This window comes from Komagataeibacter xylinus, assembly GCF_009834365.1.
GTDB classification, from domain to species: domain Bacteria; phylum Pseudomonadota; class Alphaproteobacteria; order Acetobacterales; family Acetobacteraceae; genus Komagataeibacter; species Komagataeibacter xylinus_D.
Map to the genome: position 1 here is coordinate 126,207 of NZ_CP041349.1, position 13,654 is coordinate 139,860.

The window sequence follows — 13,654 nt, forward strand, 5'->3', positions numbered from 1 at the left end:
TCCGACCAACCCGAATAAAGCTTTTACCCTGCCACTTTCCTCACTGCCTGGTCTGCGAGCCCAACAACCTGTCCATTTCCCAGTGTTCCCAGTTCGGGAATATCGACCCTGCCCCCTGAAATGCCCTCGATTTGAAGTAAGGTCTGTCCATAAGAGACAGACGATGAAGAAAGCACGTTTCACACAGGAGCGGATCATCGGGATCCTGAAGGAGCATCAGGTGGGCGCGACGGCTGCGGATCTGTGCCGCAGGCACGGGATCAGCGACGCGACCTTCTACACCTGGCGGTCGAAATACGGCGGCATGGAAGTGTCGGAAGCGCGTCGGCTGACGGCTCTTGAAGAAGAGAACACGAAGCTGAAGCGGCTCCTGGCGGAGAGCGTAATGGACGTCTCGACGCTGAAGGCCTGCTGGCAAAAAACTCGTGACGCCCGGTTTGCGGCGGGACGCCGTGGCCTGCGCGATCCGGGAGAAAGACTATTCGCAGCGACGGGCCTGCCGGCTTATTGGCATGGATCCGAAGACCTGGCGCTATGCGTCACGCCGCTCGGATGATGCCACAGTGCGGGGGCGGCTGCGTGAACAGGCTGCAGAGCGACGACGATTTGGCTATCGGCGCCTGCAGATCCTGCTCGACAGGGAGGGGCTGGTGATGAACCACAAGAAGCTGTTCCGGCTGTATCGCGAGGAAGGGCTGTCAGTCCGTAAGCATGGCGGCCGTAAACGGGCGATGGGCACGCGCTCGCCGATGATGCTGCCCGACGGGCCAAACCAGCGATGGAGCCTGGACTTCGTCTCGGACGCGCTGAACAACGGACGACGCTTCCGTGTGCTGACAGTGGTGGACGACTACACGCGAGAGTGCCTGGCGCTGGTAGCGGATACGTCGCTGCCAGGCGAACGGCTCGGCCGCGAACTCGACCGGATCGGGGAACAGCGCGGCTTTCCCATGATGATCGTCCGTGACAACCGCACCGAGATGACCTCGAACGCGATCGAGGCCTGGCAGGAAAAACGGTCGGTGCTGTGGCACTACATCGCACCAGGCAATCCGCAGCAGAACGGGTTCATCGAGAGCTTCAACCGCCGGTTCCGTGACGAATGCCTCAACGAGCACCTGTTCCGCAACCTCGCCCACGCCCGTTCGGTCATCAAGGGCTTGCGGCCTGACCACAATGCCGTCAGGCCCCACACCAGCCTCGGGGGCATGACCCCAGAGGTTTTCGCTCAACACACCGACAAGGCATACAGCAACCCACAGACCCTAACTTAAAACTGAGGGCACGCTCGGGGTAGGGTCACTTCAGGCCCAGATGATCCCGATAGCGGCGAAAGCAGGCCGCGCCACATTCCAGCCGCATCAGGGCGCCTTCGGCGATGGCCGGGGCACGACGCGAATCTTCCGCGATGAGCGGGCTGATAACCTCTGCATTCCATGTTGCGGAATGGCGCACATCCAGCACGGCATGCAGGTCGAAATAATGCCGGTCATCGGGCTGCACGCCCAATCGTTTCAGCCCTGCCGCGACCATGGCCGCCCTACCCGGCGCGGTCAGTTCGATCACGCCCAACGCGCCGACCGCGTGAAACGCCAGATGCCGGCGGCAGGCCAGACCGGACATGGTGTTGGCTAGGGCCAGCGACTGCCACACCGTCGTCTCCGATTGGGACCGCAGCCCGAGGGCATGGACCAAATGCGCCAGCATCGGACCGTGCATGCCGGCTTCCCGGCCATGACCCATTTCGTCCCAGTAATTGCGCGCCAATTCCAACTTGGGGCGCGTTGGCATACGGACCTGGACCAGTGCCGTCAGGTCCTCGAAACCCGCTTCCCCTGCGGCTTCCTGTTCAAGGAACCAGCACATGGCCTCACGGGATGCATCATGCGCCAGCCAGGGGAAAAGGCTGTCGTGCTGGCCGGGACCGGTCTGTTCCAGTTCCTCGAACCATGCGAGGAAAGCCGCGGGCTCCCGGGGAGCCTGGGCGGCGATCGGTGCGACCTGTTCGCGCAGGGAGCGCAGAAAACCCGCTTCCTCCGCCAGCAGACGGGGCAGATCCAGTCCCGCCGCACCGTCCTCCTCGGGCAGGCACGGCGTCAGCCTTAGACGATTGAGCCCGGCCAGTGCCAGATGGAGTTCCCGCTGCGCCCGGTCGCTACTCTTGCCCGTCAGGATATTGTTCATTGACACCATGCCTCTCCTGCTATCGCCGTGTCACGGTCAGGCAGATCACCGCGATCCGCTCCGCCGTGGATAGCGGACCATTCTCCAGCTCCTCACCAAAGACATCCGGATCGAGCTCAGTGGCTGCCCACGTAAACTCCCGGCCATCCAGCAGGGCCACCACATCGCGCAGGAAGGGATTGTCCCCATTGATGATTGCGGTCCCGGTATAGAGCAGCAACGTCCCGCCGGGCGTCAGCCGCTCCATGGCCGTTCTGACAATCGCCAGTGACAGGCCCGCCCCCAGCCTGCCGCCGCCATCTCGGTACAGTCTGCAACCGGGATCGGGCAGATAGGGTGGGTTGGAGATGATCAGGTCGAATGCACCCGAAAGCCCCGACAGGAGATCGCCCTGCCACGCCATGATGCCGCCGACGCCGGCAAGACCAACGTTGATCCGCGCCAGCCGCAATGCGTCGGGGTTGATATCGACCATCACCACTTCGGTTGACGGGCAGACCTGTGCAATCATGATCGCGCCAAGTCCCGTGCCGCAGCCAATGTCCACTGCCCGCACGGGCGGCGGGGCGGAGCGCAGGTGGGCCGCCAGCACCGCGCCGAACCGGTAGCTGTCGGGGCCGAAGAACACCGCATCCGCCGCCACGGTGGGAAAGGCGGAATGGAAGAACCCGTTGCCCCCAGCGTGGAGAACCGGAACCGGCTGCGCCAGGCCCCGTTATCAGCGACAAGCATCCCTGCTTCCGTCGCCTGCGCAAAGAGGGACACGGGCAGCGCATCACGCCGGAAGGGCCGGCTCCAGCCAAAGATATCGACGGGGTTCGCCGCCCACCCATTACCCGGTCGCGCGTTGACGCGGCGCTGGGTCTCTGGCGTGGGGCAGACAAACCTGTAGCCTGATCGCAACAGCGTGATCCCCACCTGTTGCATTGCGTGATCCCGAACTGCCGCGGGGAAGATAGGATTGTCCATGATGAAGCCCCAACGCAGCACGAATTACGCCTGTTCCCACCATGCTGGCAACGCCTGCAGCTTTGGTGCGATGGAACGGCTTCCGAAGCCGGTATTGTGTATACCCCTTGTCCTGCAGTGGCTATGGCTGGGGCTACGCTATCGCAGCCTGACGCTGCCATCGGTGGTCAATCCGGCGATCGAGACCGGGGGACTGGCAGGCGAATCAAAAGCAGCCTGCCTGGCCCGGATCGGTCAGGCGCATGCGCCATGGGTCGCCCGTACCGTCCTCGTCTCCCCCGCTGACATCCCGGCGGCAGCGTCCATGGCGCGGACACTGGGCTACCCGCTGGTTGCCAAGCCCGATATCGGCTGGTGCGGCCATGGCGTGCGACGGATCGATGTCGTAGATGGGCTGACGGCCTACATCGCGGCCTTCCCCCCCGACGCCAGCTTCCTCTTGCAGGAATTCGTGCCCGGCCCCTTTGAGGCCGGACTGTTCTACAGCCGTGGCCCGACCGAAGCCCATGGCCGCCTTATCGGTCTCGCCATCCGGCATTCCCCACAGGTCACGGGCGACGGCGTGCGTTCCATCGCGGCCCTGATGGCCGCCGACCCACGGCTGTGCTCGCGGATCGGGCATTACCGGCGCGCCCTTTCCACCAGAGGGATTGACCATGTTCCGATGCGTGGCGAACGCGTCATCCTTGGCACGGTCGCGTCCCTGCGGGTGGGCGGCCGCTATGAGGATGCCATGCGGCTCAATACCCCTGCCCTTGAAGACCGTGTCGATGCCATAGCCCGCTCCATGCACGGCTTCCATTTCGGTCGCCTGGACGTACGTTTTGGCAGCGAGGCGGCCCTGCAACGCGGAGAGTTCCGGATTATCGAAATCAACGGCGCCGGATCCGAAGCCATCCAGTTCTGGGACCCGACGATGCGCCTGCGGGATGCCTATCGTGGCGTGTTCGCCAAGCAGGCGGCCCTGTTCGCGCTGGCGGCCCGGATGCGGGCCGATGGCGCGGTCCCGATCAGCGCAATGGCGCTGGCCACGGCATGGTGGCGGCAACTCAGGCTGATGCGGCGCTATCCTTCGTCCAATTAGTTCATATGTGCAGCCCGGATCATGATCTGGAAACAGGCTCCGCATCTGTATGACCCTGATCGGCGCTGTCATGCCATGATACGTGGTTCCACCGCCTCACCCCTTCTGCAATCGGGGAAGCAGGCGTTCCAGCCGCAGCCTCCCCCGGCTGTCCGTCAGCCGCCAGGCTGCCAGGTGGGCCGCGGCTGTCGCGCCGATCAGGTTGCCACTGACGATAAGTGACATCAGCAGGACCTGGTACCTTGAGGCTGCCAAGGGGTTCATCCCCGCCAGGATCTGCCCTGTCATGATTCCGGGCATGGTAATGATCCCGGCGGCCGCCATCTGGTTCAGCGTCGGCAGCAGGGCCGTCCGGATGGCCTGGCGAATCAGGCCGTTCATTGCCTGCGCGCGGGTCGCGCCGAGAATGATCCGCGCCTCGATGGCCTGCCGTTCGCGCGTGATGGCGGACAGGAGTGTATTCATCGACAGGCTTGTTGCATTCATGACATTGCCCAGCAGCAGGCCCGTCAGGGGAATGGCCGTGCGGGCCACATACCACGGGTGGGGCTGGAGGCCGGTCAACAGCCCGATCAGCACCACGATGACCGTCCCTGTTACCGTGGAGGCACCCGCGATCCCGAAATGCCACCACAGACCAAGGCGGACCTGCTGGCGTGACCCGGCTTCCCGGGCGGCGGCGGTGAACATGAAGGCCAGCAGCCCGATGGTCAGCCACACGGAGGCATGACCAAACACGAACAAAAGCACACTGCCGACAAGCGCAAGCTGTACCGCCATGCGCACGGCGGAAACCAGCAGCACCCGCTGCAACCCCAGCGACAGCAGGAACGACAGCGCGCTGCCGATGGCGATCAGGGCAGCGGCCACCAGCATGTCCCCGGTCGTCAGCACTATGGGTGTCATGGCGCGATTTCTTCCATGTGTCCCCGTGCCATCCGGAACCGCGTCCCGGCCATGCGCCCCGCCTGCCCCATGTCGTGCGAGACCAGGACAATGGCCGTCCCCTGCGCCCTTGCCTCCTGAAGAACGGCTTCAACCCTGTCCGTCGTGGCGGCATCCAGCGCCGAACAGGGTTCATCAAGCAGCAGGACACGGGGATGCAGCAGCAGGGCGCGGATCAGGGACAGCCGCTGGCGTTCCCCCGTGGACAGGCGTGACAGCGGCGAGCGCAGGCAGTCTTCCCGCAGGCCAAGGCGCGCGACCAGCGCGCGCACCGCGTCCGTATCCACCATGTGGTCCAGCACGATATCGGACCACCACGCGGGTTCCGCCGGGACATATTGCACCAGGCGGCGCCACTGCGCCGCAGGCATGCCCGAGCAGGCCTGTCCATCGATGCGTGCATCGCCTTCATGCGGGTCAAGATCCGCGATCATGCGCAGCAGTACCGACTTCCCGCTGCCTGATGACCCGGTGATCGCCACGCACGCCCCCGCCGGGACAGTGAATGCAAACGGGCCACCATGGACGCTGCGCATGGCCAGTACCTCCAGCGCCACAGGCCTGGCCTGATCTGTCGCTACAGTCATCCATCCTCCTGAACAGCCATCCCTGCCCGTTCGCGCGAAGACATCAGCCACGTTGCGTCCAGTCCCGGGCCTTTTCCCATATCTGAATTTCTCGATATGAGGAAATATTATATCCTCGCCGGACATGGCGACCGGCATCGCGCCGGTGTGCATGGCCCGGGCTACGGTCCATTTATGGACAGGTCCCGGCGACAGGACGGCCTGCCCCCGCGCCAGCCCGATGAAACCGGCCAACGCTGTAGGCGTTGGGAACCCTGCCTGTTTGCCCATAATCGGATATTACCATGATGCTGGATCGCCGTTCCTTTCTGGCATTGTCCGGACGAACGACGCCGGCGGCCATGATCCCGCGCCGGGGCCGTGGCGCTGGCCCCGTCATGGGTGGAAAAGCGGACCATACGCTGCGGATCGCCACGGGACAGGTCGAACTTGCCCCCGGGCGCATCATTTCAACCACGCTTTATAATGGCCAGTTTCCCGGCCCCCTGCTGCGGCTTGAGGAAGGCAGGCTCAGCGTGATCGACATCTTCAATGATACCGATACGCCGGAACTGGTGCATTGGCATGGCCGGGGGCGATCTCAACCGTGGTACCTATACCGGGCAGGTCGGGCTGGTCTATATCGAGCCGAAGGATAATCCTGGCGCCCATGACCGCGAGATATTCCTTGTGCTGAAGGAATTCGCGCCATTCTTCAGCCGTGGCGGCGACATGGCGGTGGGTGCGCTTGCGGGCGACCCGGTAGCCGAACTCCAGCGGCTGGGAAAGGGCGCCGACGCGGTCGCCACGCAAGGGACGAAGGGGTTCGAGGTCGGCTACAGGTCATTCACGATCAACGGCCCATTCAATAAGGTGGCGTATAAGCTGGTGCTGCCGGATAGGGCGCCGTCGGGTAAGCAGGCACGACCGGCACGACCGGTACAGGCATCGCCACGCCTGTAGTGGCAGCAACCACGCCCGCGATCAGTCCGGTTACCGCCGCCACAAGCAGGTACTGCGCTCCGGACTGCATCCAGTAATAGCCTGATGGCGGTGCCCACAGGCCATGGTAGCGCCGCCAGTCACGGCCCCGCCACTGCCACGACGGTCATGACCGCCATGCCCCCATGGCGGATCCGCACGGGCCGTCGCACTGGTCAGGATCAGGCAGGCTGACAGGATGGCGGCCGGAAATCGATCTATCATGGTGCCTCCATCGGCAAGCAGGGTAAGGAACACAGGCTCTCATGGCTTATGCATGAACGTACGCCCCCCCCCCCCGCGCCAGGACAGGGATTGACATTATTTTATATATCCACAATCAAAGATATATGGATATGGAATCGGCCCTTGCCGCGCTCAGCGCCCTGTCCCAGTCCACGCGGCTGGCTATCTTCCGCCTGCTTGTGCGCCATGAACCGGACGGCCTGCCCGCCGGAGATGTCGCTCGCCATCTTGATATGCCGCAGAACACGATCTCGACCCACCTCGCGATCCTGACACGTGCCGGCCTGCTGAGCGCGCAACGCCACAGTCGGCAGATCGTCTATCGCGCCTGTCTTGCTCGCCTGCAGGACCTGATGCTCTTCCTCGTCAGGGACTGCTGTGCGGGCAGTCCCGAACTCTGTGCGCCCCTGATCGCGACCCTGTCCTCCTGCTGTCCGTCCCCCGAATCCTGCTCATGACCATCACGATCTATCACAACCCGGCCTGCGGCACGTCGCGCAATGTGCTGGCACTGATCCGCAACAGCGGCGAGGAGCCTCGCATTATCGAGTATCTGAAAACGCCTCCCAATCGTGCGGAACTGGTCGATCTGATTGCCCTTATGGGCGTTCCGGTGCGCTCGGTCCTGCGGGAAAAGGACACGCCCTTTCACGAACTTGGCCTCGATAATCCGGCCCTGAGCGATGACGCGCTGATCGATGCCATAATCGCACACCCAATCTTGATGAACCGACCGATCGTCGTCACCCCGCTCGGCGTTGCGCTCTGCCGTCCGTCCGAGACGGTTCTGGACATCCTGCCCAACCCACAGCAGGGCGCATTCGTCAAAGCGGACAACGAGAAAACCGTCGATGAATCCGGAAAGCGGATCGTCTGATGCTGGCGCTTCTGATTTTCGTTGTCACGCTGGTTTTTGTCATCTGGCAGCCTCGGGGGCTGGGCATCGGCTGGAGCGCAATGGCAGGTGCCGCCGTGGCTCTGGCGGCTGGTGTGATCCACTGGCACGACATTCCGGTCATCTGGCACATCGTCTGGGACGCGACCTTCACCTTTATCGCGCTGATCGTTATCTCGCTGTTGCTGGACGAGGCCGGGTTCTTCCATTGGGCCGCCCTGCACGCGGTGCGTTGGGGCAAAGGGCGAGGCCAGACGCTATTCCCGCTGATCGTGGTGCTGGGAGCGGCCATTGCAGCGGTTTTCGCCAATGACGGCGCGGCCCTGCTGCTCACGCCCATTGTCATCGCCATCCTCACTCAGCTCCGCCTGAGCCATACTGCAGCCCTGGCCTTCATCATAGCGACCGGCTTCGTCGCGGACACCACCAGCCTGCCGCTGGTCATCTCCAATCTGGTGAACATCGTCAGCGCCAATTTCTTTGGCATTGCGTTCGATCGCTATGCCACGATCATGGTCCCTGTCGATCTGGTAGCACTTGGTGCAACGCTGGCCGTCTTGTGGCTGTGGTACCGGCGGCAGGTGCCTGCGACCTATCCCGTCGCCGAACTGCCCGCACCTGCCACGGCCATTCGTGACCCTCATGTATTCCGGGCGGCATTTCCGCTGCTAGCCCTGGTTCTGGCGGCCTATTTCCTGACCGCGCCGTTTCATATCCCGGTCTGTGTCGTAGCCTGCCTGGCTGCTGCAATCCTGCTGCTCGTCGCCGGATATGGCCGGGTGATCTCTGTTCGCAAGGTGCTGCGGGGTGCCCCGTGGCAGATCGTGATCTTCTCCCTAGGCATGTATCTGGTGGTCTATGGGCTGCGCAATGCCGGGCTGACCGACTATCTTGCGACCGCACTGGTCTGGCTCGGTCATCAAGGGACGTTCACGGCCACCATCGGCACCGGCTTTCTAGCGGCTGTTCTGTCGTCCATCATGAACAATATGCCGAGTGTGCTGGTCGGGGCGCTGGCGATCCAGCAGGCTCACGACATCACGCCGCTGACACGCGACCTGATGATCTATGCCAACGTCATCGGCTGCGACCTCGGGCCGAAATTCACGCCCATTGGTAGTCTCGCAACACTGCTGTGGCTGCATGTGCTGGCATCCAAGAATCATCGGGTCACGTGGGGGCAATACATGAAGGTCGGGCTGGCCATCACCCCGCCGGTCCTGCTGGCCACGCTCATCGCGCTGGCCCTGTGGCTGCCCCGGGTCAGCCACCCGTAACGCATGAAGGGAACCGCTCCATGACCGCACCTGACCTGCCCGCCCTGCATCCGGAATATCTCGAACGGGTTGACCTCGCGCGGCTTGAGCCACACCCACGGGTTGACCATCCGCCCCGCATCCTGCTGCTCTATGGCTCGCTGCGACCACGCTCGTTCAGCCGCCTGCTGGTGCTGGAGGCGGAGCGCATCCTGAAAGCCCTCGGCGCGGAAACGCGGATATTCGACCCGACCGGCCTGCCGGTGGCGGATTCCGTACCTGCCACCCATCCGAAGGTGCAGGAACTGCGCGCACTCTCGCTCTGGTCGGAAGGCCAGGTCTGGTGCAGCCCCGAACGGCACGGTAACATAACCGCTGTGTTCAAAAACCAGATCGACTGGTTGCCACTGTCCGAAGGCTCGATCCGTCCGACGCAGGGCCGCACGCTGGCGGTGATGCAGGTCTCAGGCGGATCGCAAAGCTTCAATTCCGTCAATGCCCTGCGGGTTCTGGGCCGATGGATGCGGATGTTCGCCATCCCCAACCAGTCCAGCGTGCCGATGGCCTATACGCAATTCGGTGATGATGACCGGATGAAGCCCTCCCCGCTCTATGACCGCATGGTGGATGTCATGGAGGAACTGATGAAGTTCACATGGCTGCTGCGGGACCGGGCCGATTACCTCGTTGATCGCTATAGCGAGCGCAGGCAGGACCATCGCCCGCCTGAAGCGCGGTGAGGCCGGGACGGGACGGAACCGTTCAACGTGGTGATTGCGGATGGCGGCCATGCTGCGGGGCCGTAAGCCTGCTACGCTCCAGCCAACGCCAAAGCGGCAACACTTCAGGCTTACCGTATCCGTGATCCTGTGATCTGGATTAATAAACCCCAATCTTCGTGCGACCATCTTGTCGCTTTATCAAAGCTCTTGTAAAAACAAAAAGAAATACTTTGTCATGAACATAGCGTTATGGAATCTTTCCAATTGAAAACCTCCATAAACAGTAAAATCCGTCACGATCCACAAGAAACTACCAAGGTTCTTGTGGTCAACACCCTCCTGACGTGAAGACAAACACCGTGTCCTGATTTCGCATATAGCGATCTTCCTATACCGCCTTGATGTGCCTGGGCATCATAGCCTGCTCATGCCGTTGGCCACGGTCGTTCGAGATTACCAGGATAAAAGCAATAGTGGCGGTCACCGATATTGTACCGGCCCACCTGACCGACACCACTACGAAAGGGGTTCACCCCATGTTACCCTTACAGTCGAGTTGCGCCCTGCCTGAGGCTGCCACGTCTCGAAATGGACGGGAAGGCATCTGTCTTGATCATGACCAGTCCTTGCAGCAATGGATCCTTGCATGATGACCGAAACCTGCAAGGTCCTGATGATCTTCCCGCTTTTCAACGCCAATTCATTCTGGAACTACAAGGAAGCCTGCGATCTTGCGGGCGCACGCTATCCGGCGGCCCCCCTTGGCCTGGTCACGGTCGCAGCCCTCCTGCCCCGGGACTGGGAAGTCCGGTTGGTCAACCGCAATACCGAAGACCTTGTGGATGCCGATTACGACTGGGCCGACATGGTCATGACCGGCGGCATGCTGCCGCAGCGCAATGATGCGCTGCACATCATCGAGACCTGCCGCGCGCGCGGCAAGCCGGTGGTGGTGGGTGGCCCCGACGTGACCTCTAGCCCATCGCTTTACAGCGCCGCCAATTTTCAGGTACTGGGCGAGGCCGAGGAAATCATGGATGATTTCGTCGCGGCCTGGCGCAGCGGTGCGCGGCAGGGCGTGTTTGAAGCACCAATGGGCAAGACGGATGTTACAAAAAGTCCGTTGCCGCGCTTTGATCTGCTCAAGCTTGACCAGTACCTACATGTTGGCATCCAGTTCTCGCGTGGGTGTCCGTTCAGTTGCGAGTTCTGCGACATCATTGAACTCTATGGCCGAGTGCCGCGCACCAAGACCAATGCGCAGGTCATGGCCGAACTCGATGCCCTGTACGCGCTTGGCTATCGCGGACATGTGGATTTTGTCGATGACAACCTGATTGGCAACAAGAAGGCGCTCAAGAAATTCCTGCCCGACCTGAAACGCTGGCAGAACGAGAAGAACTTTCCATTCGAGTTCTCGACCGAGGCATCGATCAACCTTGCCGATGATGCCGACCTGCTGCGCAGCCTGGCCGATACCAATTTCTTCGCCATATTCGTCGGCATCGAAAGCCCGGATACAGACTCCCTCGTGCTGATGCAGAAAAAGCAGAACACGCGGCGCAGCCTGCAGCAGAGCATCGAGACAATCCACAAGGCCGGGATTTTCGTCAATGCGGGCTTCATCGTGGGTTTCGACAGCGAAAAGGGCAGTGTCGCCCAGGGCATGATCGACTGTATCGAGGATACGTCCATCCCAGTCTGCATGGTCGGCCTGCTTTACGCCCTGCCCACGACGCAGCTGACGCGGCGCCTGCTGGCGGAAGGCCGCCTTTTTTCCGGCAGTGAACAGACGCAGTCGGGCGACCAATGCACGGCGGGGCTGAATTTCGAGACAAAACGCCCGCGTCGCGACGTGCTGAACGATTACAGGACGGTGCTTGCGGCCATCTATGACCCAGTCGCCTATTTCGGCCGCGTGCGCAGGCTGGGCCGGATGCTCGGGCGCAAGCGCGCGCACCGGATGATAAAGGGTGATTTGCGCAGCTTTGTCCGGCTCATGTTCCGCATCCACCGTGCGGGGCCGGGAACGGCCGGGCAGTTCTGGCGCATGATGCTGGACTGCGCCCTGCATAACCCGCGCGCGCTGCCCTATGTGGTGATGACAAGCGCGCTTTACCTGCATCTTGGCCCGTTTTCACGCCAGGTCATTGCCGAGATCGACCGCGAGATCGCGGATGTGGAACAGGGCCGCTGGCATGTGCCGCCCGTTGTACGTCATGTCAAGGCAGAACTCGTGCCAGCCTAAACCGTGTTAAGGGAAGATGAAGGAGTATGCATGATGTACAATAAAGGCGCTAATATGCATTGCCTGTTAAAGCGCATTTCGTATAAATTCCGACATAACGAAGCTATTCCACTTATCAAAATATATATTGAATTAATGAAAAGAATTGTTCAATAAATAATTTGTTTTAGATTTTATTATACGATATTTTTTCGAAAAATGAGGCGCATCTGGCATAATCATCATATATGGTTACATACAATCATATTATTGAAAACCTGCTCTTTTGCATATGCCCAGCCTGTTCCCGTAAGCGTGCTGAGCGCGGGCGTTACGCCACAGCAGAATATTCCCGACCATATTGACCCGCGCACCCATCTGTCCGGCAACTGGGGCGGAATACGGAACTGGCTGCTGGCACAGGGAATTGATATCCGTATATCGGATACCAATGAATTCTGGTCCAACCCGGTGGGGGGCGCGCAGGCATCCAGCAACTACATCGGGTCCGCCGCGGTTGAAATGGTGACGGATCTGCACACCCTGACGGGCCTGCCACTGGGTACATTTGACATCAGCGCCATGGAAATCCGTGGGCGACCATTCAGTAATACGCCCCTGTATGTTTTCAACCAGACATCGAATATCGAAGCGGATGATAACGGGCGGCTATATGAACTGTGGTACAGCCAGAAATTCATGGGAGAACGCCTGGCCTTCCGGATTGGCAAGCTGGATCTCGGGCATGACTTCATGGTCAGCAGCGTCGGGCTGAACTTCCTCAACGCGTCCTTTTCCTGGCCCATCATGCCCGATAATGACCTGTATGACCAAGGCCCCGTCTCCCCCGTGGCCACGCCTGCGATACGGTTACGCTATACCCTGTCCCCACACTGGAATTTCCTGTTCGCGGCAGCCGATGACAATCCTGTGGGCGGCCCCTTCATCAACGCGAAGGACCCGTGGAACCAAAACCGCGACCCCGGTGGCACGCGCTTCAGTTTCCGCACGGGCGCTCTTTTCTTCGGGGAGGTCCAGTACCGGCGGACCCTGTACGGAAGGCAGGGCACATATAAACTTGGCGGTTACTTTGATACCGGACGCTTTCCCGACCAGTCCGATCTCAGAAAAAACCATAAAACCAACTGGGCCGTCTACGCCATTGCGGATCAGACGCTGCAGCATTTCGGGCGAATAACGGAGCTTGACGCTTTCATTCGGGGGAACTGGACAGCGGACACCGACCGCAACCAGATCGTCTATGCCGCAGATGCTGGGTTGTCCCTGAAGGGGCCGTTTGGACGTGCAGGCGACATGGCGGGGTTTGGTGCGGGCCTGGGGGCGGCTAGTCCCTATCTTGCCCAGGCGGACCGGCGTTCTGGCCTGCCCATGCAGGGCACCGAATATCATCTGGAGTTGACCTATCAGATCCCAATCACGCCATGGTTCATGCTTCAGCCTGATATTCAGGGCATCATATCGCCCAGTGGTGGTGTTCTCGATAATAAAGGGCAGCATGTGCATGACGAAGCCATCTTCGGTCTGCATAGCAGCGTAACATTCTGAACCACTCTGTACA

Annotated in this window: 13 protein-coding genes and 2 pseudogenes; 10 read left to right on the forward strand and 5 right to left on the reverse strand. The window is 61.3% G+C overall.

Features of this window, described 5'->3' with window-relative positions:
- The first annotated feature begins 163 nt into the window (after positions 1–163).
- A protein-coding gene (locus tag FMA36_RS17440) for an IS3 family transposase (RefSeq protein ID WP_087609009.1) occupies positions 164–1,274 on the forward strand; the annotation gives its coding sequence in 2 pieces (ribosomal slippage) (positions 164–411 and positions 410–1,274; 1,113 coding nt in all).
- Positions 1,275–1,299: 25 nt separating this feature from the next.
- On the opposite strand, the gene FMA36_RS17445 is transcribed toward FMA36_RS17440, so the two are convergent.
- Both FMA36_RS17445 and FMA36_RS17450 read right to left on the reverse strand, forming a co-directional pair.
- Positions 1,300–2,184, reverse strand: coding sequence for an iron-containing redox enzyme family protein (locus FMA36_RS17445; protein WP_010509894.1), 885 nt, complete (start codon positions 2,182–2,184; stop codon positions 1,300–1,302).
- 19 nt (positions 2,185–2,203) lie between these two features.
- Positions 2,204–3,111 (reverse strand): annotated as a pseudogene (locus tag FMA36_RS17450) (methyltransferase).
- Positions 3,112–3,151: 40 nt separating this feature from the next.
- Here FMA36_RS17450 and FMA36_RS17455 point away from each other — a divergent pair.
- Positions 3,152–4,237: an ATP-grasp domain-containing protein gene (locus FMA36_RS17455; RefSeq protein WP_087609008.1), complete on the forward strand. Its 1,086-nt coding sequence runs from the start codon at positions 3,152–3,154 to the stop codon at positions 4,235–4,237.
- Positions 4,238–4,333: 96 nt separating this feature from the next.
- On the opposite strand, the gene FMA36_RS17460 is transcribed toward FMA36_RS17455, so the two are convergent.
- Both FMA36_RS17460 and FMA36_RS17465 read right to left on the reverse strand, forming a co-directional pair.
- Positions 4,334–5,143 (reverse strand): ABC transporter permease, encoded by an 810-nt coding sequence (locus FMA36_RS17460; protein ID WP_087609007.1) that lies wholly within the window; start codon positions 5,141–5,143, stop codon positions 4,334–4,336.
- On the reverse strand, positions 5,140–5,769 hold the full coding sequence (locus FMA36_RS17465; RefSeq protein ID WP_110096151.1) for an ABC transporter ATP-binding protein: 630 nt from the start codon (positions 5,767–5,769) through the stop codon (positions 5,140–5,142). Before FMA36_RS17465 ends, FMA36_RS17460 begins: the two co-directional genes overlap by 4 nt.
- Positions 5,770–6,110: 341 nt before the next feature.
- Between FMA36_RS17465 and FMA36_RS17470 the strand changes: the two are divergent.
- Positions 6,111–6,588: pseudogene (locus FMA36_RS17470) on the forward strand (multicopper oxidase domain-containing protein); the annotation flags it as partial.
- A 25-nt stretch (positions 6,589–6,613) separates the two neighbouring features.
- Here the strand turns inward: FMA36_RS17470 and FMA36_RS19605 are convergent.
- A complete protein-coding gene (locus tag FMA36_RS19605; RefSeq protein ID WP_240906624.1) occupies positions 6,614–6,811 on the reverse strand; it encodes an RcnB family protein in 198 nt (65 codons plus the stop codon).
- Between FMA36_RS19605 and FMA36_RS19820 the strand changes: the two genes are divergently transcribed.
- The 7 genes from FMA36_RS19820 to FMA36_RS17505 all read left to right on the forward strand — a co-directional run bounded on the left by FMA36_RS19820 (position 6,796) and on the right by FMA36_RS17505 (position 13,641).
- Positions 6,796–6,924, forward strand: a complete 129-nt coding sequence (locus FMA36_RS19820; protein WP_258911761.1) for a hypothetical protein — start codon at positions 6,796–6,798, stop codon at positions 6,922–6,924. The genes FMA36_RS19605 and FMA36_RS19820 overlap by 16 nt on opposite strands.
- Positions 6,925–7,079: 155 nt before the next feature.
- On the forward strand, positions 7,080–7,433 hold the full coding sequence (locus FMA36_RS17480) for an ArsR/SmtB family transcription factor (RefSeq protein ID WP_087609070.1): 354 nt from the start codon (positions 7,080–7,082) through the stop codon (positions 7,431–7,433).
- The gene (arsC, locus tag FMA36_RS17485; protein WP_025440179.1) at positions 7,430–7,852 is read left to right on the forward strand and encodes an arsenate reductase (glutaredoxin); all 423 of its coding nucleotides are present in this window, start codon (positions 7,430–7,432) and stop codon (positions 7,850–7,852) included. The genes FMA36_RS17480 and arsC overlap by 4 nt, the downstream gene beginning before the upstream one ends.
- Positions 7,852–9,147: an arsenic transporter gene (locus tag FMA36_RS17490; protein WP_025440178.1), complete on the forward strand. Its 1,296-nt coding sequence runs from the start codon at positions 7,852–7,854 to the stop codon at positions 9,145–9,147. The genes arsC and FMA36_RS17490 overlap by 1 nt, the downstream gene beginning before the upstream one ends.
- 20 nt (positions 9,148–9,167) lie before the next feature.
- Complete coding sequence (gene arsH, locus FMA36_RS17495; protein WP_087609006.1) at positions 9,168–9,866, forward strand: arsenical resistance protein ArsH; 699 nt, start codon at positions 9,168–9,170, stop codon at positions 9,864–9,866.
- Positions 9,867–10,494: 628 nt separating this feature from the next.
- Entirely contained in the window at positions 10,495–12,096 is a 1,602-nt protein-coding gene (locus tag FMA36_RS17500) for a B12-binding domain-containing radical SAM protein (protein WP_025440176.1), read from the forward strand.
- A gap of 249 nt (positions 12,097–12,345) precedes the next feature.
- The gene (locus FMA36_RS17505; RefSeq protein ID WP_025440175.1) at positions 12,346–13,641 is read left to right on the forward strand and encodes a carbohydrate porin; all 1,296 of its coding nucleotides are present in this window, start codon (positions 12,346–12,348) and stop codon (positions 13,639–13,641) included.
- Positions 13,642–13,654: the final 13 nt, after the last annotated feature.

Bases quoted from the DNA above. Each gene is read 5' to 3' on its own strand.
- FMA36_RS17455 (WP_087609008.1), top strand. From the start codon at position 3,152: ATGATGAAGCCCCAACGCAGCACGAATTACGCCTGTTCCCACCATGCT.
- FMA36_RS17490 (WP_025440178.1), top strand. From the start codon at position 7,852: ATGCTGGCGCTTCTGATTTTCGTTGTCACGCTGGTTTTTGTCATCTGG.
- FMA36_RS17480 (WP_087609070.1), top strand. From the start codon at position 7,080: ATGGATATGGAATCGGCCCTTGCCGCGCTCAGCGCCCTGTCCCAGTCC.
- arsH (WP_087609006.1), top strand. From the start codon at position 9,168: ATGACCGCACCTGACCTGCCCGCCCTGCATCCGGAATATCTCGAACGG.
- FMA36_RS17500 (WP_025440176.1), top strand. From the start codon at position 10,495: ATGATGACCGAAACCTGCAAGGTCCTGATGATCTTCCCGCTTTTCAAC.
- arsC (WP_025440179.1), top strand. From the start codon at position 7,430: ATGACCATCACGATCTATCACAACCCGGCCTGCGGCACGTCGCGCAAT.
- FMA36_RS17465 (WP_110096151.1), bottom strand. From the start codon at position 5,769: ATGACTGTAGCGACAGATCAGGCCAGGCCTGTGGCGCTGGAGGTACTG.
- FMA36_RS19820 (WP_258911761.1), top strand. From the start codon at position 6,796: ATGGCGGTGCCCACAGGCCATGGTAGCGCCGCCAGTCACGGCCCCGCC.
- FMA36_RS17460 (WP_087609007.1), bottom strand. From the start codon at position 5,143: ATGACACCCATAGTGCTGACGACCGGGGACATGCTGGTGGCCGCTGCC.
- FMA36_RS17445 (WP_010509894.1), bottom strand. From the start codon at position 2,184: ATGAACAATATCCTGACGGGCAAGAGTAGCGACCGGGCGCAGCGGGAA.